This window comes from Phenylobacterium sp. (genome assembly GCF_031360265.1).
Classification (GTDB): Bacteria; Pseudomonadota; Alphaproteobacteria; order Caulobacterales; family Caulobacteraceae; genus Phenylobacterium.
Genome location: NZ_JANMBF010000195.1, coordinates 1 through 20,193, shown reverse-complemented (window position 1 = coordinate 20,193; position 20,193 = coordinate 1). Strand labels below are relative to the sequence as shown.

At 70.0% G+C, this 20,193-nt stretch carries 19 protein-coding genes; 6 read left to right on the top strand and 13 right to left on the bottom strand.

The annotated features are described in order from the left end of the window. On the bottom strand, positions 1 to 761 hold a 761-nt coding region (locus tag RMN86_RS18060; protein ID WP_309607250.1), incomplete at its 3' end, for a cell wall hydrolase. A 338-nt stretch (positions 762 to 1,099) separates the two neighbouring features. Between RMN86_RS18060 and nadA the strand changes: the two genes are divergently transcribed. The 4 genes from nadA to RMN86_RS18040 all read left to right on the top strand — a co-directional run bounded on the left by nadA (position 1,100) and on the right by RMN86_RS18040 (position 6,503). Continuing rightward, entirely contained in the window at positions 1,100 to 2,215 is a 1,116-nt protein-coding gene (gene nadA, locus RMN86_RS18055; protein ID WP_309607249.1) for a quinolinate synthase NadA, read from the top strand. Then, positions 2,215 to 3,738 carry an L-aspartate oxidase gene (locus tag RMN86_RS18050; RefSeq protein WP_309607248.1) on the top strand — a complete coding sequence of 508 codons (1,524 nt, stop codon included), beginning with the start codon at positions 2,215 to 2,217 and terminating at the stop codon, positions 3,736 to 3,738. Before nadA ends, RMN86_RS18050 begins: the two co-directional genes overlap by 1 nt. After that, complete coding sequence (nadC, locus tag RMN86_RS18045) at positions 3,735 to 4,580, top strand: carboxylating nicotinate-nucleotide diphosphorylase (RefSeq protein ID WP_309607247.1); 846 nt, start codon at positions 3,735 to 3,737, stop codon at positions 4,578 to 4,580. Before RMN86_RS18050 ends, nadC begins: the two co-directional genes overlap by 4 nt. Positions 4,581 to 4,844: 264 nt before the next feature. Next, on the top strand, positions 4,845 to 6,503 hold the full coding sequence (locus tag RMN86_RS18040; protein WP_309607246.1) for a M28 family peptidase: 1,659 nt from the start codon (positions 4,845 to 4,847) through the stop codon (positions 6,501 to 6,503). A 39-nt stretch (positions 6,504 to 6,542) separates the two neighbouring features. Here the strand turns inward: RMN86_RS18040 and cckA are convergent, their stop codons facing one another. The 11 genes from cckA to flgB all read right to left on the bottom strand — a co-directional run bounded on the left by cckA (position 6,543) and on the right by flgB (position 16,004). Beyond that, entirely contained in the window at positions 6,543 to 8,654 is a 2,112-nt protein-coding gene (gene cckA / locus RMN86_RS18035) for a cell cycle histidine kinase CckA (protein WP_309607251.1), read from the bottom strand. Between the two features lie 96 nt (positions 8,655 to 8,750). Further along, a complete protein-coding gene (gene flhB, locus RMN86_RS18030; RefSeq protein WP_309607245.1) occupies positions 8,751 to 9,854 on the bottom strand; it encodes a flagellar biosynthesis protein FlhB in 1,104 nt (367 codons plus the stop codon). 4 nt (positions 9,855 to 9,858) lie between these two features. Next, the gene (gene fliR / locus RMN86_RS18025; protein WP_309607244.1) at positions 9,859 to 10,614 is read right to left on the bottom strand and encodes a flagellar biosynthetic protein FliR; all 756 of its coding nucleotides are present in this window, start codon (positions 10,612 to 10,614) and stop codon (positions 9,859 to 9,861) included. A gap of 22 nt (positions 10,615 to 10,636) precedes the next feature. Beyond that, positions 10,637 to 10,900, bottom strand: a complete 264-nt coding sequence (gene fliQ / locus RMN86_RS18020; protein ID WP_309607243.1) for a flagellar biosynthesis protein FliQ — start codon at positions 10,898 to 10,900, stop codon at positions 10,637 to 10,639. 279 nt (positions 10,901 to 11,179) lie between these two features. Beyond that, entirely contained in the window at positions 11,180 to 11,767 is a 588-nt protein-coding gene (locus RMN86_RS18015; protein WP_309607242.1) for a hypothetical protein, read from the bottom strand. Between the two features lie 91 nt (positions 11,768 to 11,858). Continuing rightward, complete coding sequence (locus RMN86_RS18010) at positions 11,859 to 12,383, bottom strand: glycine zipper 2TM domain-containing protein (protein WP_309607241.1); 525 nt, start codon at positions 12,381 to 12,383, stop codon at positions 11,859 to 11,861. Between the two features lie 118 nt (positions 12,384 to 12,501). Beyond that, the gene (locus RMN86_RS18005) at positions 12,502 to 14,052 is read right to left on the bottom strand and encodes an ABC transporter permease/substrate-binding protein (protein WP_309607240.1); all 1,551 of its coding nucleotides are present in this window, start codon (positions 14,050 to 14,052) and stop codon (positions 12,502 to 12,504) included. Then, a complete protein-coding gene (locus tag RMN86_RS18000) occupies positions 14,049 to 14,822 on the bottom strand; it encodes an ATP-binding cassette domain-containing protein (RefSeq protein WP_309607239.1) in 774 nt (257 codons plus the stop codon). Before RMN86_RS18000 ends, RMN86_RS18005 begins: the two co-directional genes overlap by 4 nt. Before the next feature lie 20 nt (positions 14,823 to 14,842). Continuing rightward, positions 14,843 to 15,157, bottom strand: a complete 315-nt coding sequence (locus RMN86_RS17995; RefSeq protein WP_309607238.1) for a flagellar hook-basal body complex protein FliE — start codon at positions 15,155 to 15,157, stop codon at positions 14,843 to 14,845. Positions 15,158 to 15,171: 14 nt separating this feature from the next. After that, positions 15,172 to 15,591: a flagellar basal body rod protein FlgC gene (gene flgC / locus RMN86_RS17990; protein ID WP_309607237.1), complete on the bottom strand. Its 420-nt coding sequence runs from the start codon at positions 15,589 to 15,591 to the stop codon at positions 15,172 to 15,174. A gap of 11 nt (positions 15,592 to 15,602) precedes the next feature. Further along, positions 15,603 to 16,004 carry a flagellar basal body rod protein FlgB gene (gene flgB, locus RMN86_RS17985; protein ID WP_309607236.1) on the bottom strand — a complete coding sequence of 134 codons (402 nt, stop codon included), beginning with the start codon at positions 16,002 to 16,004 and terminating at the stop codon, positions 15,603 to 15,605. A 119-nt stretch (positions 16,005 to 16,123) separates the two neighbouring features. On the opposite strand from flgB, the gene RMN86_RS17980 reads away from it, so the two are divergent. Beyond that, positions 16,124 to 16,402, top strand: coding sequence for a flagellar biosynthetic protein FliO (locus RMN86_RS17980; RefSeq protein ID WP_309607235.1), 279 nt, complete (start codon positions 16,124 to 16,126; stop codon positions 16,400 to 16,402). Continuing rightward, positions 16,402 to 17,196 (top strand): flagellar type III secretion system pore protein FliP, encoded by a 795-nt coding sequence (fliP, locus tag RMN86_RS17975; protein ID WP_309607234.1) that lies wholly within the window; start codon positions 16,402 to 16,404, stop codon positions 17,194 to 17,196. Before RMN86_RS17980 ends, fliP begins: the two co-directional genes overlap by 1 nt. A gap of 129 nt (positions 17,197 to 17,325) precedes the next feature. Here fliP and RMN86_RS17970 read toward each other — a convergent pair. Beyond that, positions 17,326 to 20,193 (bottom strand): endoglucanase (locus RMN86_RS17970; RefSeq protein ID WP_309607233.1); only part of this gene is annotated, 2,868 nt, incomplete at its 5' end.

Here is a 20,193-nt window from a genome sequence, read left to right as displayed (position 1 = left end):
GTCCAGCGATAGAAGATGTGCTGGCCCACCTGGGTCATCTTGACCAGCGTCGGCGCCCAGTAGGGCGAGACATAGGCCGCGTGGTAGTGGGTCGCCGACCCCACGTCCTTGTCGACGAACCCGGCCAGCGCGCGGCGCGCGACGTCCTGAGCCTGCCGCCACAGGCTCGACTGCGGGGTCCAGCGAAGGGCGCCGTCGCAAGTGAAGGTGAACTGGCATCCGGTCGGCCGGGCCGCCCCCTGGTAGACCACACCGCAGATCGACTTCGGATAGGCCGGGTGGCGCACCCGGTTCAACACCACCTGGGCCACCGCCTGCTGGCCCTTCACCGGTTCGCGCGCAGCTTCATAGTAGATCGCCTGGGTCATGCAGTGCATCGCGCGTGCGGTGTCCTCGGTGTCGGCGCGCAGCACGAACGGCCGCATGGGGCGGATCGGCAGGCCGGCGAACGGGCGCAAGTTGTTGAGCGCCACGGCCTCATCGCCCTCCTGGGTCGGCAGTCCCAGATCGGGAATCTGGCGCAGGTCGAGGCTGGCCCAGCCTTGTGGCCGGCCCCAGAGGTCGGCGCGGCGCAGGCCCGGATCGTGGCGGCGCGCCAGGTCGCGCACGGATGGTTCGTAGTTGGCGGTGATGGCGATCAGGGCCGGGTCTGACCATCCCCGTGAGATCAGGCTCACCGCATGCGGGCTTGGCGGCGCGTTCGACGCCGGCGTGCAGGCGCAGAGCGCCGCCATAGCCCCCAGGGCCGCGGCCCTGACCATCGCCAGGCCGGCGCGGCGCGCTATGTTGTGGAAAATGTTGATCGTCTCGTCTCGCTGTCCTTGGGCTCGTGAGCCTGAACCCCTCGAGGGGCGGGATTTGGGCCGTTAGACCCTTTGCGGCGGGCCGTCCCATAGCCTTGCCAGCGCCTCCCCGCCAGCACTCCCGATTTGAACCGCCCCGGATCTGGCCTGCAGATCGCGTGCCGCGCTGAACCTCAGACTTGCGCAATTCCAGGATCGGGCTATATGTGTCTTCCTCCTTTTGCTCTAGTTGAGCATAAGTGGCGCCCGGAGCCCCGCCAGCCTGCCTCAGTCTGGCGTGTTTTTGGGATCTAGAAATGCTCATTTTGAGCATAAGGAGTCTCGCGATGGCCGCTGACGGGTTCCAGTTCGCGTTCACGCCTCAGGTCGAGGCTGAGACCGCACCGGTTTGGGAGAAGGTCCGCCTCCACGTCACGCCAATGGAATGGCGGGCCCAGGCCCCGCTGATCGCGCGGATCAACCAGCTCAAGGCTGAGAGGGACGCGGTGATCCTGGCCCACAACTACATGACGCCAGAGATCTTCCACGGGGTCGGCGACTATGTCGGCGACAGCCTGGGCCTGGCCAAGGCGGCGGCCGTGTCGAAGGCCAGCGTCATCGTCCAGGCGGGCGTCCACTTCATGGCCGAGACCTCCAAGGTGCTCAGCCCGGAAAAGACCGTCCTGATCCCCGACCTGCGGGCCGGCTGCTCACTCGCAGCCTCGATCACCGGCGCCGATCTGCGACTGATCAAGCAACGCTATCCCGGCGTGCCGGTGGTCACCTACGTCAACACCACCGCCGAGGTGAAGGCCGAGACCGACATCTGCTGCACCAGCGCCAACGCCGTGCAGGTGGTCGAGGAGGCCGCCCGGCTGTGGGGGACGGACCGGGTGATCCTCATCCCCGACGAATTCCTGGCCCGCAACGTGGCGCGGCAGACCGAGGTGCGGATCATCGCCTGGCAGGGCCGCTGCGAGGTCCACGAGCGCTTTAGCGCCGCCGACATCGCCGAGGTCCGCGCCGCCTATCCCGGCGCCGAGGTGCTGGCCCATCCGGAGTGTCCGCCCGACGTGGTGGCGGCGGCCGATTTCACCGGCTCCACCGCGGCGATGAACGCCTATGTCCTGACGCGCAAACCCAGGCGCGTGGTGCTGATCACCGAATGTTCGATGGCTGACAACGTCGCCGCCGACGCGCCGGACACGGAGTTCCTGCGCCCCTGCAACCTGTGCCCGCACATGAAGCGGATCACGCTTGAGAACATCTATGAGACCCTGCTCCACGGTCGCTACGAGGTGACCGTCGACGCCGACGTGGCCGCGCGCGCCCGGCTGGCGGTGCAGCGGATGATCGACCTGCCGCGACCCGAGACGCCGACCCGCTACGACCTGGTCAAGGCGCGTCACCACGTCGATGTCGAGCTGATCTGATGGCCCGCGTCGTCCACGATGGGGTGCTGGTGATCGGCGCGGGCCTGGCGGGGCTGACCGCCGCCCTGGCCGCCACGCCGCGCAGGGTGTTGGTGCTGAGCGACGCCGCGCTGAACCACGGCTGCTCGTCGGCCTGGGCGCAGGGCGGCATGGCCGCGGCGCTGTCAGAGGGCGACAGTCCGGAGTCGCACGCCACCGACACCATCGCCGCCGGCGCGGGCCTGGTGGACCCGGACATGGCTGCGCTGCTGGCGCGGGAAGGGCCTGCCGCGGTGCGGGCGCTGACGGACCTTGGGGCGCCCTTCGACCGGACCGCCGACGGCGGCTTCGTGCAGGGTCTGGAAGCCGCGCACAGCCGGGCGCGCGTGGCCCGCGTCGGCGGCGATCAGGCCGGCGCAGCGATCATGCGGGCGGTGGCTATCGCCGTCCTGGCCGCGCACCATATCGAGGTCCGCACCGGCCATCGGCTGCGCGGGCTGTTGCAGGACGCCTCAGGCCGGGTACGCGGCGTGGTCGCCGAGCATGAGGGCGCGCTGGTCGAAATCACAGCGCCGGCGACGATCCTGGCCACCGGGGGCATCGGCGGGCTCTATGCCGTAACCACGACCCCCGCTGAGCTGAAGGGTGAGGGTCTGGGCCTCGCGGCCCTGGCCGGGGCGCTGATCGCTGACCCGGAGTTCGTGCAGTTCCATCCCACCGCCATCGATATCGGTCGCGATCCCGCGCCGCTGGCCACCGAGGCGCTGCGGGGCGAGGGCGCGGTGCTGGTAAACGCCGGCGGCGAACGGTTCATGGACCGCTATCACCGCGACGCCGAACTCGCGCCGCGCGACGTCGTGGCTCGCGCGATCGACGCCGAACGTCAGGCCGGCCGTGGCGCGTTCCTGGACGCCCGCAAGGCAGTGGGCGCGCGCTTTCCCGAAGAATTCCCGGCGGTGTTCGCCGCCTGTATGGCCGGCGGAATCGATCCGCGCCTCCAGCCGATCCCGGTCGTCCCGGCCTGCCACTATCACATGGGCGGGATCGCCACGGACGAGGCGGGGCGCACCTCCCTGCCCGGACTCTATGCCGCCGGAGAGTGCGCCTCGACCGGCGTGCATGGCGCCAACCGTCTGGCTTCCAACTCGCTGGTCGAGGCCGCGGTGTTCGGCGGACGCGCCGGACGCGCCGCGGCGCTGGAGCCGAACCCAAGGCCGGAGGGACTTGTCCGCCTGGTCCCTCCCGCCCTGCCCGAGACTGCGCTGGCCGGTCTGCGCCTGGCCATGAGCCGCGAGGCCGGCGTGGTCCGCTCGGCGGACGGCCTGGTGCGCCTGCTGGCGGAGATCGACGCCCTGGAGGCCCAGCACGGCCGCAGCGCGACCCTGGCGGCCGCCCGGCTGGTCGCGGCCTGCGCCCTGGCCCGCACCGAAAGCCGCGGCGGCCATTTCCGCACCGACGCCGCCAACGCCGAGACCGCGCAACGGACGTTCGTCCGCTGGTCTGACGTCAATCCGGCAAACCCCCTGCGGTTCGCCGCCGAATGACCGAACCCCTGCCCGACCTGCTGATTGCGCCGCTGGTTCGCGCCGCGCTGGCGGAAGACCTGGGCCGCGCCGGAGACGTCACGTCGCTGGCCTGCGTGCCGGCCGATGCACGCCTCTCCGCCGTCTTCGCCACGCGCAAACCGGGGGTGGTGTCGGGCCTGGCCTGCGCCCGACTGGCGCTTCTGGAACTCGACCCGGCCGCCGACTTCAGGGGCGTCGCCGAGGATGGCGCGCGGGTCGGCGCGGGCGAGCGACTGGCCTGGGTGGAGGCCAACGCGCGCGCCCTGCTGGGGGCCGAGCGGGTGGCGCTGAACTTGATGGGCCGCCTGTCCGGCGTCGCGACGCTGACGCGGGCCTATGTGGACGCCCTTGAGGGCTCAGGCGTCGCCATCGTCGACACCCGCAAGACCACGCCCGGCCTCCGCGCGCTTGAGAAATACGCCGTGCGCTGCGGCGGCGGGATGAACCATCGCTTTGGCCTGGATGACGCGATCCTGATTAAGGACAACCACATCGCCGCCTGCGGCTCGGTCGGCGAGGCAGTGCGCCGCGCCAAGGCGGCGGCCGGCCACCTGATGAAGGTCGAGGTCGAGATCGACGACCTGGTCCAGCTGGAAGAGGCGCTGGCGTATGGCCCCGACGTGGTCATGCTCGACAATTTCAGCCTGGCCGACCTGGCCGAGGCGGTCCGCCGCACCGCCGGCCGCGCGCGGCTGGAGGCTTCCGGCGGCGTGACCCTGGAGACGGTGCGGGCCATCGCCGACACCGGCGTCGACGTGATCAGCGTCGGCGCCCTGACCCACTCCGCCAGCGTCCTGGACATCGGCCTGGACGCGATCTGAGCGCGGTCTGAGCGCGGCGCGCTGGGACAACATCTGGACGCGGACACCGAGGTCCTGAGCCGCCGCCGTCAGCCGCCGATCCATCGTCGCCAGCAGCAGGTCGGCGCGCGGACAGACAGCGGCGTGGACCGCATCCGCAGCGGCGTGTTCGGAAGAGTCGTTCCCAGGCCACCCGACCCAAGCTATGCAGGCCAGGACCGCCGCGCGGATTGGGCATGCCTCGCCTGGGCGCAGCGAGCGGGCGGGGAGCGTGGGGAAAAGCAGATGCAACGCGCGATCCTGGGCCTTTGCGCCAGCCTGTGCCTTGGCGTCGCCAGCCACGCCGCGGACGGCCCGGCGCAGGCGCCGGAGGCCCAGCAAGCCGGGTTTCGGCGTATTCAGGAGATCGACCTCCGGGCGGACCTTGGATTTCTGGCCTCCGATGCCCTGCGCGGACGCATGTCGCTGGATCCAGGCGATGAGGTGGCGATCCAGTGGATCGCGGCCGAATTCGGCAAGGCGGGCCTGAAGCCGCTGATCGCCGGAGCGACCGGCGCGGCAGGCTATCTGCAGCCTGTTCCCCTCATCGAGTATCGCGCCAATTCGGCGGCGAACTATCTCATGCTTTCGGGCGGCGCTGGCGAGCCTGCCCGTCGCTGGTCCGCGCCTGACATCTCCGGCGGGCACCGCGACGACATTGACGTCACCGCCCCCGTCGCCTTCGCCGGCTATGGGATCACCGCGCCGGGCCTCGGCTATGATGACTATCGGGACCTGGACGCGCGCGGCAAGGCCGTGGTCGTGTTTGAGCACGAGCCCCAGGAGACCGACCCGGCGTCGCGCTTCAATGGCACCGGCAACACCCGCTACGCCACCAACCGGGTCAAGGCGCTGAACGCCCAGCGGCACGGCGCGCTCGCCCTGGTGGTCATCGCCGAGCCCAATCGAAAGCACCCCTCCAATATCGACCGCGTCACCCGCATCGGCGGCAGCATCACCCGCAAGCCGGCCCTGCCAGGCCAGGCCCTGGTCGAGGATGACCTGCGCATTCCGGTGATCACGGCTTCCGACGCGGTCGCCGCAGCGCTTCTCGAAGGCGCCGGCGCCATGTTGCAGGCGGCGATCGACAAGGATCTGTCGCCCCAGTCCCGGGTCCTGACCGGCAAGACCCTCAGCCTGCACCTGGAGAACCTCAGCCGAACCCGCGGCGTTTCCTACAATGTCGCCGGCCTCCTGCCCGGAACGGACGCGACCCTGGCCTCGGACACGGTGATCATCAGCGCCCACCACGACCACGATGGGTTCACCAATGGCGGCGCCGAGATCTGGCATGGCGCGGACGACAACGGCTCGGGAACGGAGGGCGTTGTCGAACTGGCCCGCGCCTTCGCCGCCAATCCCACGCGCCCGCGGCGCTCCATCCTGTTCGTCGTCTTCGCGGCCGAGGAGCGCGGCCTCCTGGGCGCCTACCACATGGCGGCCCATCCGCTGCGCCCGCTGTCGTCCACCCGCGCGATGATCAATTTCGACATGATCGGCCGCAACGAGGAGGCCAGCGACCAGACCAGGGGCCTGATCGAGATTCCCACCGACACCACCAACCGCCTGAACCTGATCGGCGGACCCTACAGTCCCGACCTGCGCCGGGTCGTCGTGGCGGCGAACCGCGGCATCGGGCTCGATCTCGACGATCGTTTCGACCACGAGAACGCCCTCAACGTCTTCTTCCGCAGCGACCAGTTCCCCTTCGTGCTGAAGGACATTCCGGCGCTCTGGTTCAACACCGGATTCCACCCCGACTACCACCACACCACCGACACGGCCGACCGGATCAACTATCCGAAGATGACTCGCATTCTGCGGCTGACCTACCTGGCGGCCTGGACCCTGGCCAGCGATCCGGCCGTCCCGGCATTCGTGGCCGATCCGGGGGCCCGGCCGTAGCCGACTGTCCCGCTATCCGCGCCGCGCCGCGACGCCCCCTCACGCCGCCTTCTGCAACTCCTGCTTCACCCGCTCGGCCAGGGTCTTGATGTCGATGGGCTTGGGCAGGAAGGAGACGTTGACCTCGCCTTCCAGCAGGTCGGAGAACTCGCTCTCGGCATAGCCGGAGATGAACATCACCGGGGCCGAGCCCAGGTAGCCGCGGGCCTGTTTCAGCAGGTCGGGCCCTTGCATCCCCGGCATCACCACGTCGGAGATCATCAGGTCGATGGCGCCGGCGTGCAGTTCGCAGAGTTCCAGGGCTTCCTCGCCGCTGGCCGCCTCGATCACCTCGTAGCCCCGGGCGCGCAGCAGCTTGGCGGCGACCCCGCGCACGGCGTCCTCGTCCTCGACGAACAGGATACGGCCGGCGCCGGAAAGGTCGCGCGCGGCCGGGCGCTTGGGGGCGACCGGAACCGGGGCCGCGGCCACGCCGGGCACGGGCACATGCACCGGCAGGAAGATGCGGAACGCCGCGCCCTCGCCGGGTTTGGAGTCCACCGTGATCCAGCCGTCGGACTGTTTGACGATGCCATAGACGGTGGCCAGGCCCAGGCCGGTCCCCTCGCCCACCGGCTTGGTGGTGAAGAACGGATCGAAGATCTTGTCGATCACGTGGGCCGGTATGCCGGGTCCGTCGTCGGAAACCTCGATCAGCGCCTGGTCGCCCAGCGCGGACGGATAGCCCAGGGTCTGGGCCTGCGCCTGGGTGACGCGGGCGGTGCGGATCTTCACCGAGCCGCCGCCATGGGCGCGGACGCTGTCGCGGGCGTTGACCGCCAGGTTCATCACCGCGGTCTCCAGCTGGCCGCGGTCGGCGCGCACCAGCGGAAGGTTCCGGCCATAGTCGGTGCTCAGCTTGACGTCTTCGTAGAGCACGCGGCGCAGCAGCACCTCGAACTCGCTGATCAGTTCGCCCAGGTCGAGGATCTCGCGCTGCACGGTCTGTTTGCGCGAGAACGCCAAGAGCTTGCGCACCAGGTCGGCGGCCCGGGTCGAGGTCTGCTTGATCTCGTTCAGCCCCTCATAGGAGGGATCGCCCACCGGATGACGGGTGGCCAGGACGTCGAGCTGCATGAAGATGGCGGTGAGCAGGTTGTTGAAGTCGTGGGCCACCCCGCCGGCCAGCTGGCCGATGGCCTGCATCTTCTGGCTCTGCGCCAGCTGCAGCTCGATCTGCTTCTGTTCGGAGACATCCACCAGATAGGCCACCCAGCGGGTCCCCTCTTCAGACATGGCGCTACGGGACAGGTACAGGTGTGCGATGCGCGCGGGATCGTGCGCCAGGCGCACCTCGACAGGGGCGCCGGCGCCCTGGCCGGCGGCCAGTTTCAGGGCGGCGTCAGCGCGGCTCGACGGTTCGATCAGGTCGCCGAACGCCTGGCCGACCGCGCCGCCGGCGGCGACGGCCTTCAACGCCGGATTGGCCTCGATGATCCGGGCCTCAAACGGGTCGTGGCCTTCCAGCAGCGCGGCGCCGAAGGGCGAGGCCGCGGCGAAGGCGTCCAGCACCTTGGGCGGCGGCGGAACGGCCGACGAAAACGCGCTCAGCACCTCCATCGCCGCCGGCGGCAGGGCCAGGGCGCCGCCCGCCGGGCCGGTCAGCCGCACCAGGAAGCGCCGGGCGCCGAAGGGCGAGACCACCGCCTCGTGCTCGGTCCCGCCGGCCTTCAGGCTGGCGCGCGAGGTTTCTCCGCGCCGCGCCGCGGTCAGGGCGGAGAACAGGCTCGCGCCCGACGCCCCGGACTTGGGCAGTCGCCCGGTCAGGCCGATGGCCGCCTTCCACGCCGCATTGGCCGCATGCACCCGCCCGTCCGGCGCAGCGATGGCGGCCGGTTCGCTCAACGCCGCGACCAGCTCGGCGCCGGCGGGCTCGGGCTCGCCGGGCGCATCGGACGCCCCGCGCAGGGCGAGCAGCCCCAGGCAGGCGACGCCGAACAGGCCGATCAGCAGCATCAGGCCCGCCAGGGTGGCGGGGCCGGCGTTGACCGCCGGGGCCGCGGCGAAGACCACCGCCAGCAGGAAGAACACCACCGCCAGAGCGGTCAGCGTGTCGAACCGGCCCCGTTTCGCAGGTGACGGGGCGGCCTTGCGGTTCCGCGGCTCGGCCATGGTCAGCGAGAGCGCTTCCTTCCCGGCCCCAGACGGGCCCCGGACGCTGCCGTCCGGCGAATCGGTCAGCGCCATTCTGTCACAGGCCTCATCCGGTTACAGCGCACCGGATCGCCGGGCCGGGGCTCTGGCGGCGGCCTTGCGACCGGCGTTGAGGATGAAGCCGATGATCTTGGCCACCGCCTCGTAGTGCGCCGGCGGGATCACGTCGTCCACCTCCACCGCAGCGAACAGGGCGCGCGCCAGCGGCGCGTCCTCGATGATCGGCACGCCGGCCGCCTCGGCGACCTCGCGGATCCGCAGGGCGACGGCGTCCAGGCCCTTGGCCACGCACATCGGCGCTGGCGTCTCGGCGGCGTCGTACTTCAGGGCCACGGCATAGTGGGTCGGGTTCATCACCACCACGGTGGCGGTCGGCACGGCCTGGATCATCCGCCGGCGGGCGCGCTCGACCCGCATCTGCTTCTGGCGGGCCTTGATGTGCGGGTCGCCCTCGGTCTGTTTGAATTCCTCCTTGACCTCCTCCTTGGTCATTTTCATCCGCTCCAGGAAGCGCCGGCGCTGCCAGAAATAGTCGGCCGCCGCGACGATCAGCAGGAAGCCGCAGACCGCGAACACCAGTCGGCGCAGGATGTCGGCGGCGAAGATCAAGGTGGTCAGCGGCGCCAGCTGCGACAGGTTCTCCAGCTCCGAAACATGCGGGTGCAGCACCCACCAGGCGAGCACCCCGGTGAGCAGGAACTTGACCAGCGACTTCACGAACTGCGCCGCGCCGTCGAGCCCGAACACCCGCTTGAACCCCCGCGCCGGCGAGAGCTTCGACAGGTCGAAGGCCAGGCCCTGGGGGCTGAAGATGAAACCGGTCTGCACCAGGTTGCCGGCCACCCCGGCCGCGCAGGCGGCCAGCAGCACGCAGGCCATGGCCGGGAAGGCGGCCATCATCGCCGCATGGGCCACCGCCACCCCGCCCGAGCCTGCCAGGTGCATCGTCTCCGGCGCCGCCAGAAAGGGTCGCAGCGCGCCAGCCATATCGCGCGCCAGCCCGCCGCCGGCCAGCCCGACCACCGCCGCCACGGCGGTCAGCGACGCCATGGTCGGCAGGTCCGGCGTCTTGATGACCTCGCCCCGCTCGCGCGCCTGGGCGAGCTTTCGCGAGGTGGCTTCTTCTGTGCGGGAGGCGGCGTCGTTGGACTCGCTCATGGCGCTAGCTAAAGAGGCCGATCAGCTCGCGGTAGCGATCGACCCAGACCATGCCGATGGTCCCCAGGCTGAGCGCGAACACCGACAGTCCCAGGAGCACCATCAGCGGGGTGGCGACGAAAAAGATCTGGAACTGCGGCATCACCCGGCCGATCAGGCCGGTGGCGATGTTGAAGATCAGCGACAGGGCGACCACCGGCCCGGCCAGCTGCAGGCCGAGCGCGAAGGACTTGCTCACTGTCTGAAGGGCCAGGGCGTAGGCGTCGCCCAGCGGCAGGTCGTGGGTGAACGGGAAGATCGTGTAGGAGCGCACGATGGCGCCCAGGAACATGTGGTGCAGGTTGGTGGTCATGATCAACAATATGCCCATCAGCCCCAGGAAGGTGCCGAGCGTCGGCGAGGGGCTGGCCTGCATCGGGTTGGCGGTCTGGGCGAAGGCCAGGGTGGTCTGGACCGAGACGATCTCGCCGGCCACCGCAAGGGATGACATGAAGATCCGCAGAATCGCGCCGATCATCAGGCCGATGGCGGTCTCCTTGATCACCGCCAGGGCCACGCCGCTGATCGCCGTGGGGATCGCCGGCGCGCCGGCGCTGAGCACCGGGAACAGCAGCAGAGTCAGCGAGAAGGCGAAGGCCAGGCGGATGCGCGGCGGAATGAAGATCTCGCCGATGCCCGGCATCAGCATCACCAGCGCCGCCAGCCGGGCGAACACCAGGCCGGCGGCGAACACCTGCTGGGCGGCGGCGTAGGATCCCATGGGGCGCGACCGGGCCCCGCCGCTACATCGCCGCGATGCGCGCGGCGATATGGTGCATGAAGCCGCTCATCAGAGATCCCATCAGCGGCAGAAACACCAAGAGCGATACGAAGATCGCCACGATCTTCGGGGCATAGACCAGCGTTGCTTCCTGGATCTGGGTCAGGGCCTGCAACAGGCCGATGCCGACACCGACCAGCAGGCCCACGATCAGCACTGGCGCGCACAGCTGGATGGTCAACCAGATGGCCTCGCGACCGACGTCCAGAACTTCGGCGCCGTTCATGGTGACCTCTTGGAAAGCTTGGCGAATTCGGGCTGTCGCGACCCGCCCACCATCGGCCCGGCATGGTTAATGAAAGGCAAAGCCTGGGCAGATTTTGCCGGGACCTTGCAGTGCCCCCGGGTCTCGGTCTGGCGCGCGGCCGCGGCCTTTTTGAACCGCCAAGACGCCAAGGACGCCAAGCGGCCGTGCGTTTGGCGGCGCCTGAGGTTTCCCGGGCGTCCTTGGCGGTCTTGGCGGCTTGGCGGTCGAATAGGGCAGCGCCTTGGGCGCGGGCGCTGCCTACCCCGAGCCGCGCCAGGCGGGGTCGTGGTCCGGGTCGGAGACCGCCTCGTGCGGCGGATCGGGAAGCTCGCGCCAGCGCCGCGCGAGGCTGACGTCGAGGCCAAGCGAGCGGCAGAGCGACACCACATGGGCGTCCAGCGGCTCGAGACCAAAGCGGTTGTCGCGGCAATAGACCTCCAGCCGCTCTTCCAGCAGGTCGAAGTAGTGGCCTGAGACATCGTCATCCGGATCGGCGCCTTCGGCCGGCTCGTGTTCGACCCAGATGACCCGATGCATGGGGCCACGGAGCTCCGCGATCCGCGCCTCGATGCGCGCTTCATCGCGCGGCGTAGGCGTAGGTGGGACCGGCGGCGACGGTTGGCTGGCGGCCTGGGCGATCTCGCGCGCCAGCCGCACCTTCAGGGCGAGGGACTGGCGGTAGGAGCGCCCCATCCGCTGATAGGTGCGGGCCAGGTCGTTGGCGACCTCCGGATCCTGCGCCGCCCGGGCGCGGGCGGCGAAGTCGCGGGCCATGGCCAAGTCCATGGCGGCAAGCTCTGAGAGCCCCGCCGCTTCCGCCTCGGTGATGGTGAGCGCGTCCAACATGCGAGGGGAAGTGGAACATGGCGGTGCGTCAGATGCGGACGTAGGGACGGGAAATTTCTAAAGACGGTCCGACAGGCCCCCTGAACGCACCCTAATACTCCGGATAGTAGTTGCCGTTGCGACCGCGGCAGGCCCGCACATAGTCGCCACGTTCACTGCGGACCCAGCGACAGTCATGCTGGCGATACCAGGTGTCGTCGTGCTGACCGCGATAGCCTCGGTAGCTGTCATAGTCGGCGGTCTGATCGCGCGTCCAATAGGGCTGACCATTGTCGCAGTTGATGCTCGACCGCGCGATGTTGGAGCCGATCGCGGCCCCCGCGGCCGCGCCGAGGATCGTGCCGCCGGTCCTGCCCCCGCCCGAGGCGACGGCATTGCCCGCCAGGCCGCCGGCGATGGCGCCGAGCGCGATCCCGGCGACGTTGCGGTCCTGTTTGTCGCGCTGGCACTGGTTGGCGTATTCGCGGTAGCCCGCGTAGTTTGGACCCTCGTAGCCGTTGGCGGCCAGCCTGGGGTCTGGACCCTGGGCATAGGTGTTTTCCGCGCATCCCGCGCTGGTCATCACCACCGCGAGCAGAGCGACTGCCAAGGCGGCGTTTGCGACGTTCTTTTTCATGTGAGTCTCCTCAGGTCCTCGACGAAACGCGAACGGCATCGCGTAGTTCCGGCGATGCCCGTCGCCGCGCGCGGGCAGACGTCCGCTTTCCCCCTCAGCAGACGTTCTGAAGGCCCGCTCAGCGCCCGACTTGCTTTTCCAGCTCTCTCGCCGCCTGGGCCGGGCTGAGTTTGCCCTGGTCGCGATCGACGCTGTAGTTGGCCGCGCGCATCGCCTCGACGCTGACCTTGCCGATCAGCGGCTGGAGCGCGCCGATCAGCCGCCGGTCGTCGGCGCGCCTGGGCGAGATCAGCACGATGGCGTCATAGGGCGGGACGGCCTGCCTGGGATCGCTCAGCACCGCCAGCCGGTCGGCGGCGATCCGGCCGTCCGAGGAGAAGGCCGAGATCACGTCGGCTTCGCCGCCGGCCAGCGCGCGGTACATGAAGGTGGGCTGGTAGGAGCGCTTTGTCCGGAACCCCAGGCCATAGGCGGCGTCCACCGCCTTCCACTCCGGCCGCGACAGGAATTCCAGATCCGACCCCAGGGTCAGCTTCGGCGCCTCGCGGGCTAGGTCGGTCAGCGAGACGACGCCCAGCGCCCGCGCCCGGTCGGGGCGCATGACGAAGGCGTAGGCGTTCTCGAAGCCGAGCGAGCCCAGCACCACGACCCCGTCGCGTTTCTTCAGCTCGGCGGTGAGCTGGCGCAGCACCTCGGCGCGACCGGGATTGTCCTTGCGACCCAGCACATTGGTCCACAGGGTCCCGGAATAGTCGACGTAGACGTCGAGTTCGCCGGCGGCGAGCGCGCGGTAGGCGACCGCCGAGCCCAGGTCCTCCTTGCGGCTGACCTGAGCGCCGGCGGCCTGCAGGCGTCCGGCGATCACCTCGGCCAGGATATATTGCTCGGAGAAGTTCTTGGCGCCGACCACATAGGCGCCGGTCTTTCCGGACGCCATCAGCGGCCAGACCGCCAGGGCGACGCCGGCCAGCAGTCCGGCCGCGCCGAGCAGGACCAGCCGCAGGCTGCGTCGCCGGGCGCCGGCCTCGATCAGGCCCAAGAGCTGGTCGGCGATCAGCGCCAGCGCCGCCGAGGCCGCGCAGCCAAACAGCACATAGACCCAGTTCTCGGTCTGCAGGCCGGCGAAGATGTAGTTGCCCAGGCTGGTCTGGCCGACCGGGGTCGATAGCGTCGCGGCCCCGATGGTCCAGACCGCCGCGGTGCGCACGCCGGCCATGATCACCGGGGCGGCCAGCGGCAGCTCGACCTGCAACAGCCGCTGGCGCGAGGTCATGCCGACCCCGTCGGCGGCCTCGCGGATCGCCGGATCGACGCCCAGGATAGCGGCCGCCGCATTGCGCAGGATCGGCAGCATCGAATAGAGCGTCAGCGCCAGCAGCGAGGGCAGAAAACCCAGCGCCGAAAACCCCTTGCCGAACACCGACTGGCTGAGCGCCGAGACCGCCAGTAGCAGCGGATAGAACAGGGCCAGCAGCGCCAGGCTGGGGATGGTCTGGATCAGGCTCGCGCCCGCCAGCACCGGCCAGCGCAGGCGCGGGCTGCGACTGGCGGCCACCGCCAGCGGCAGGCTGATCGCCACGCCCAGCATCAGCGCCGAAGAACTCAGCAGCACGTGCCAGCCGAGGTATTCCGGCAACAGGGCGAAGGCGGCGGCCAGGCGCTCGTTCATGGCGCGCCCGATAGCTTGGCGCGCAACCGTTCGGCCTGGCGCCTCGGCGCGTCGAGCAGGGCGCGGACGCCCTCGTCGCGGGTCCCGGCCAGCAGTTCGGCCGCGGTTCCGTCGGCGACAATGGAGCCCTCGCGCAGCACCACGATGCGGTCGGCCAGCAACACCGCCTCGGCCATGTCGTGGGTGACCATCACCGTGGTCAGGCCCAGGCGATCATGCAGCGCGCGGTAGTCGGTCCCGAGCGCGTCGCGGGTCAGGGGATCGAGCGCGCCGAACGGCTCGTCCATCAGCATCAGCTTCGGCTCGGCGGCTAGCGCGCGGGCGACGCCGACGCGCTGTCGCTGTCCGCCCGACAGGGCCGCGGGCGCGCGGGCTCCGATCTCCAGCGACAGGTCGACGAGGCCCAGGAGATTGGCGACGCGGGCCTCGATGCGTTTCCGGTCCCAGCCCAGCAGCCGCGGCGTGACCGCGATGTTCTCGGCCACCGTCAGATGCGGGAACAGCCCCACCTCCTGGAACACATAGCCGATCCGGCGGCGCAGGATATGCGGCGCGGCGGCGGACACGTCCTGGCCCAGCACGCGCACAGTTCCCGCGTCCGGCGCGACCAGGCGGTTGATGGTCTTCAGAAGGGTGGTCTTGCCCGATCCCGACCCGCCGACCAGGGCGGTGAACTGGCCGGCCCCGACCAGCAGGCTGACCCCGGCCAGGGCGGCGTGGGCGCCATAGCGCTTCGCAACCCCTGAAAGCTCGATCGCCGGCCCCGTCATGAGCTCGGCTTAGCATGCGGTCAAATCGGCATCCGCATGATTTCCTGGTAGGCGTTGATCACCTGGTCGCGGATCGCCATCACCGTCTCCAGGCTCGACTCCGCGGACGAGACGGCGGTGACCACATCGATCAGCTGGGCCTTGCCCTGCACCTGCTGGGCCATCTGGGTCTCGGCGGTCTTCGAGGCCTTCATGGCGTCGGTCATGGCCGACTTCAGGATGTCGGCGAAACCGCCGCCGGAGGTCGCGGCCTCGGCGCCGCCCAGGCCCGGGGCCACGGCCACCGCCTTCTGCGCGGCGGCATAGGCGTTGGCGGCGGCGAGCGCGGTCATCATGGCTCAGCCCTTCCCTAGCGTTTCAGGAGATCGAGGGTGCGCATGTCCATGGCGCGCGCGGTCTCGATGACATTGAGGTTGGCCTCGTAGGCGCGCTGGGCCTCGCGCATGTCCATCGCCTCGATCAGCGGATCGACGTTGGACAGCTTCACATAGCCCTGCGCGTTGGCCGAGGGGTTGCCGGGCTCATAGTCGCTCTTGAAGGCGGTCTTGTCGGGTTCGACGCGGGCCATCTTGACCCCCGTGCCGCCGGCCACGGGAGTTGGGGCGAACACCGGCGCCTGGCGCCGATAGGGGTCGCCGCCCGCAGTCCGCGAGGTCGAGCCGGCGTTGGCCAGGTTCTCCGCGATGATCCGCATACGGCCCTGCTGGGCGCGAAGGGCGGAGACCGCGATCGCCTGGGCGGCGCCGGAGGCGGAGGTGGGATCGGCCATCCAGGCGACTCCTAGACGCCGGAGCCGGGCCGACGGGTGGCCATCCGGATCAGGCCGAGCGATTTCTGGTAGAAACTGATCGCGGCGTCATAGTTCATCCGCGCGTCGGTCATCTTCATCATCTCTTCCTCCAGCACCACCGAGTTGCCGTCGAGCCTGGTCTCGCTGTCCTTGGTCTTCACGGTCTTGACGCCGGCGGCGACGCCGCGCGCGGCGCCCGGCGCCTGCATGTGACCGGCTTGCGTGACCGCCAGGGTCACGCCTCCGCCGGCCCCGCTCGCGGCCCGCAACTGATCCTGGAAATTGAACGGCTTCAGGTCGCGCGGCTGATAGCCGGCGGTGTCGGCGTTGGCGACGTTCCCGGCGATCACCCGCTGGCGCTCGGACAGATACCCCAGGCGTCCGCGCAGCATCGCAAAGATCGGAATCTCGCTAAGGTTCATCCCGGCATGGTGAAGAAACAGGGTTAACCCAGGCTTAAGGGACTCGCGCGCGTGATGGGGGTCAATCCCGAAGAGCCGCAGAACGCCCCATGCACCTCGCCGACCTCGCCAGAGCCACCTTCGCCCTGGTGCTGACCCTTGGGCTGATCGGCCTGGCCGCCGTGGTCCTTCGCCGCTACGGCGCGGGCGCGCTGGGCCGGTTCGGCGCGCCGCGACGCGAACGCCGCCTGGCGGTGGTGGAAAGCCTGGTCCTCGACCCCGCGCGGCGCCTGCTGATCGTCGCCTGCGACGGCGAGGAGCGGTTGATCCTGCTGGGCGAGGGCCAGATCCTGGCGCCGACCCCAGGCCCGGCGAAGGGCCGGGTCTGATGGGCGAGATCCTTTCGGCGATCCGTAACCTGCCGGCGGCGGAGTGGCGGCGCGCGGCCCTGCTGGCGGCGCTGACCACGCTGGGCAGCCTGATCTTCCCGGCCGTGGCCATCGCCCAGGCGGTGAACATCAACCTTGGCACCGGCGCGGGTCTGACCGAGCGGGTGGTCCAGCTGATCGGGCTGATGACCGTACTGTCGCTGGCGCCGTCGATCATCATCATGACCACCTCCTTCGTGCGCATCGTGGTGGTGCTGTCCTTGCTGCGCACGGCGCTGGGCCTGCAGCAAAGCCCGCCCAACGCGGTGATCATCTCGCTGTCGCTGTTCCTCACCGCCATCGTGATGGGCCCGACCCTGCAGCGGTCCTACGACGAGGGCGTCAAGCCGCTGCTCGACCAGCAGATGGAGCTGCCCGCCGCCTTCGACGCCGCCAGCGGGCCGTTGAAGACCTTCATGCTCAACCAGGTCGATCGCCAGGACCTGGCGCTGTTCATCCGCATCTCGAAGATCCCCAAGCCCGCGACGATGGCCGAGGCCCCGATCCGGGTGGTGACGCCGGCCTTCATGATCTCGGAGCTGAAGCGCGCCTTCGAGATCGGCTTCCTGCTGTTCGTGCCCTTCCTGGTGATCGACCTGGTGGTCGCCAGCGTGCTGATGAGCATGGGCATGATGATGCTGCCGCCGGTGGTGGTCAGCATGCCGTTCAAGCTGATCTTCTTCGTCCTCGTCGACGGCTGGGGCCTGGTGGCCGGCAGCCTCGTCGAGAGCTTCCATCACCCGCCGGGCGGGTAGCCGAAATTACGGAATTACGGAAATTACGGTGACAGTTGCAGTAACCCCTTAACCCACCGTGCTCGGCCCTGGTCCCAGCGGGTTAAGGGGTTACTGCAACTGTCACCGTAATTAATTTCGACATCCGAGTCAGCCCTTGGCGGCGGGCGCCGCGGCCTGGGCCTGTTTGGCGGGCGTGGCGGCCCGGGTCGGACCGGTGGGAGCCGGTTGCGTCTTGAACCTGATCTTCATCTTGTCGACCCAGCCGGTGAAGGCCTGGTTGTCGGCGCTGATCCGGCCGAAGTCGGCGACGCTGAGCCGATTGGTCGAGACACCGGTCAGCGCGATCCGCAGGGCGTCCGGATTGTGCGCCGTGGCGAAGAAGCCCCGGTACTGGCCGCTGAGCCGGATCAGGGCCGCATCGTCGCCGGCCAGGCTGTAGGCGACGCCGGCGCGCAGCAGCTTGCCTTCCTCCTCGGCGGTCAGCGCCGCCGGCTCCTTCCACCGCGCGCCCAGCGCCTTTTCGAACTGTGGCCCGGCCTTGGCCCAGTCCTTCTGCTTCCAGGCAATCTCGCCGCGCAGATCCTGGGCCTCCTTCGAGGCATCCTTCTCGATGATCTCCAGTGCTGAGTCATAGCGGCCGACGCCGGCCCAGGCCCGCGCCTCGATCAGCCGCCGCTCGACATTGAGCGCGTTGGGAAGGACCGTGGTGCGCGAGCCGTTGATCGCCTCGATCGCCTGTTCGGGTTTGCGGTCCATCAGGTAGATCACGGCCAGGTCGGTGGCGACCTGGGCCCGGGGCACCCCGTCAAGACGGTTGTCCACCTGGTACTTGAGCAGCTCCGCGGCCTGGTCCAGCAGATCGACGTCCACCAGCCGGCGCACCAGCTTGCGGACCATCAGGTCGCCGTCCGACCCGATCGGGGTCAACTCCTTGAAGTCGTAGAACAGCGCCAGCGCCTGGATCGGCTCCAGCCCGTCGGCATTGCCCTGGAGGAACAGCGAGCGGAAGGCCGCGGCCAGGTCCGACTGCAGTTGCAGCGCCTCGGGCAGGTCCGGCAGGCGGGTGCCGGCGGACCGCAGCGCCTCCAGCGCCTCGCGATAGCGGCCCTGGCCCAGGTAGAGCTGGCCCAGCGCGCGGATCGTCTCAAGCTCTGTGGAATCGCCGCGCCAGCGATAGCGCAGACCATCGAACACCGCGGCCGCCTGCACCGGGGTCGCCTTGCCGATTTCCAGCCGGATCTGGGTGGCGCGCAGCAGGGCCGGCGAGGACAGCGATTCGATCGGCACGGTGGCGATCGCGGCGTACATCCGCAGCGCCCGGTCCTTGTGCCCCTCTCGTTCGATGATGCGCGCCTGGACCAGCCGCGTGGCCAGTTCCTCGTTGACGTCGGTCTTGTCGGCCAGAGCCATGCGGATGCCGGTCTCGGCGCTGGGCAGGTCGCCTTGCGCGAGCGCCGCCTGGGCGTCGGCGCGGGCGAAGCGGGCTTTCCACATGGGCGAGAACTGGGCGAAGGCCTCGCCGCCCCTGGCGAACTGGCTGCGCGCCTCGGGCCACTGGGCCAGCTTGCTGGCGATATAGGAGCGCCACAGCGCGCTCGAGGGGTCTTCGGCCAGCACCGGGGCGGAGAAGTCGGCCTCGGCCTCCTTGTAGCGCCGCGCCATGACGCGCGCGATGCCGCGCAGGCCGCGGAATTCGGGCGTGTCGGCCGTCTGCGGATTGGCGCGGGCCAGGTCGTTGAGCACGCCAATGGCCTCGTAGGACAGCTCCGATCCCACGAGGAACCGGGCCAGCGCCAGGCGGGACTGGGTCGAGGCGCCCTTGTCCTTGCTCGCGCTTTCGATCGTCGCCGCGGCAAGCAGTTGCTGGTAACGGCGCAGGAAACCGCCCTCGCCAAGCCTGGGCCAGCCGGCGTCGTCGATCAGCCCCGGCCGGGGCGCGGGCCGCGGGGCGTCGAGATCGGCCTTGGCGAGCTGCTGGGTGGCCAGGCTCGGCGAAAGCGCCAGGCCCAGCGGCCGGCCGATGCGCACGATGTCGCCGTCACGAACCACGGTCAGGTCGTCGATATGCGATTCCACGGCCAGGCCCTGGATGGAGGCCAGCAGCGCCAGCTGGATATAGTCGCGCCGGCCACCCACGCCCTTGGCGGGGCCAAGCGCGGTGACCACCGTGACGGTGTCGCCGACCAGGGGGTCTGCGAGCCGGACGACGCCAGTGATCCCGGCGACGGGCGCCTTCAGCGTCGCCGGACCGCCGGCCTCGTCGCGCGCGACGCTGACCAGGCTCGGCGTCCCCTGATCGCCCGGGCCCAGGGCGATGGTCCAGTTGGATCCGACGGCGGTTGCGAACACCGGCACGCCGCGGGCGGCCTCGATGCGGACCGCCGAATAGTCGGCGCCGCGGACCGCCTGAACGGTGCTGAACTGGGTCAGGCCGCGCGGCGTGCGGCTGAGGTCAAGGATCGCGGGGGCGTCGAACACCACCCAGACGGCGTCACCCCGGCGGAACACCGCGGCGCCCGCCGGATTGGCCCAGTTGAAACTGAACTGCACCTGGGCGTTGACCACGCGGCTGTCCATGTGGACCACGCCGCCGGGCGGCAATGGACTGGGTCGCACGGGCGTGGAACTGGCGGGTCCGGCCGCCGCCAGCTCAGCCGGCGTGAGCGGCGGCTTCTTGAAGACATTGACGAACGCCGCGCCGTCGGCCGACCCGATCTTGGCCTCGGCGTCGTCGCTGAGCGTCAGCACCAGCCGCAGACGGCCGCCGACGTGCTGCTTCTCGGCGGTCTTGATCCATCGCGGCGGCGAGGTGTGCAGACGGGCGATGTCAGGGTCGCCATCCCGGGGAAAGGTCAGGGTCAGTATCTGGCCATCGCGCCGAGCCTTGACGCTGGCGGCGCCGCGGAACTCCAGGCGCGAGAAGGTGTCGGCCTGGGCGACGCGCACCTCGACGCCGCGCCCGCTCGACGCCGCGCCCGCGGGCGCCACCGCGCCGGCGATGGCCGCCGCGGCGAC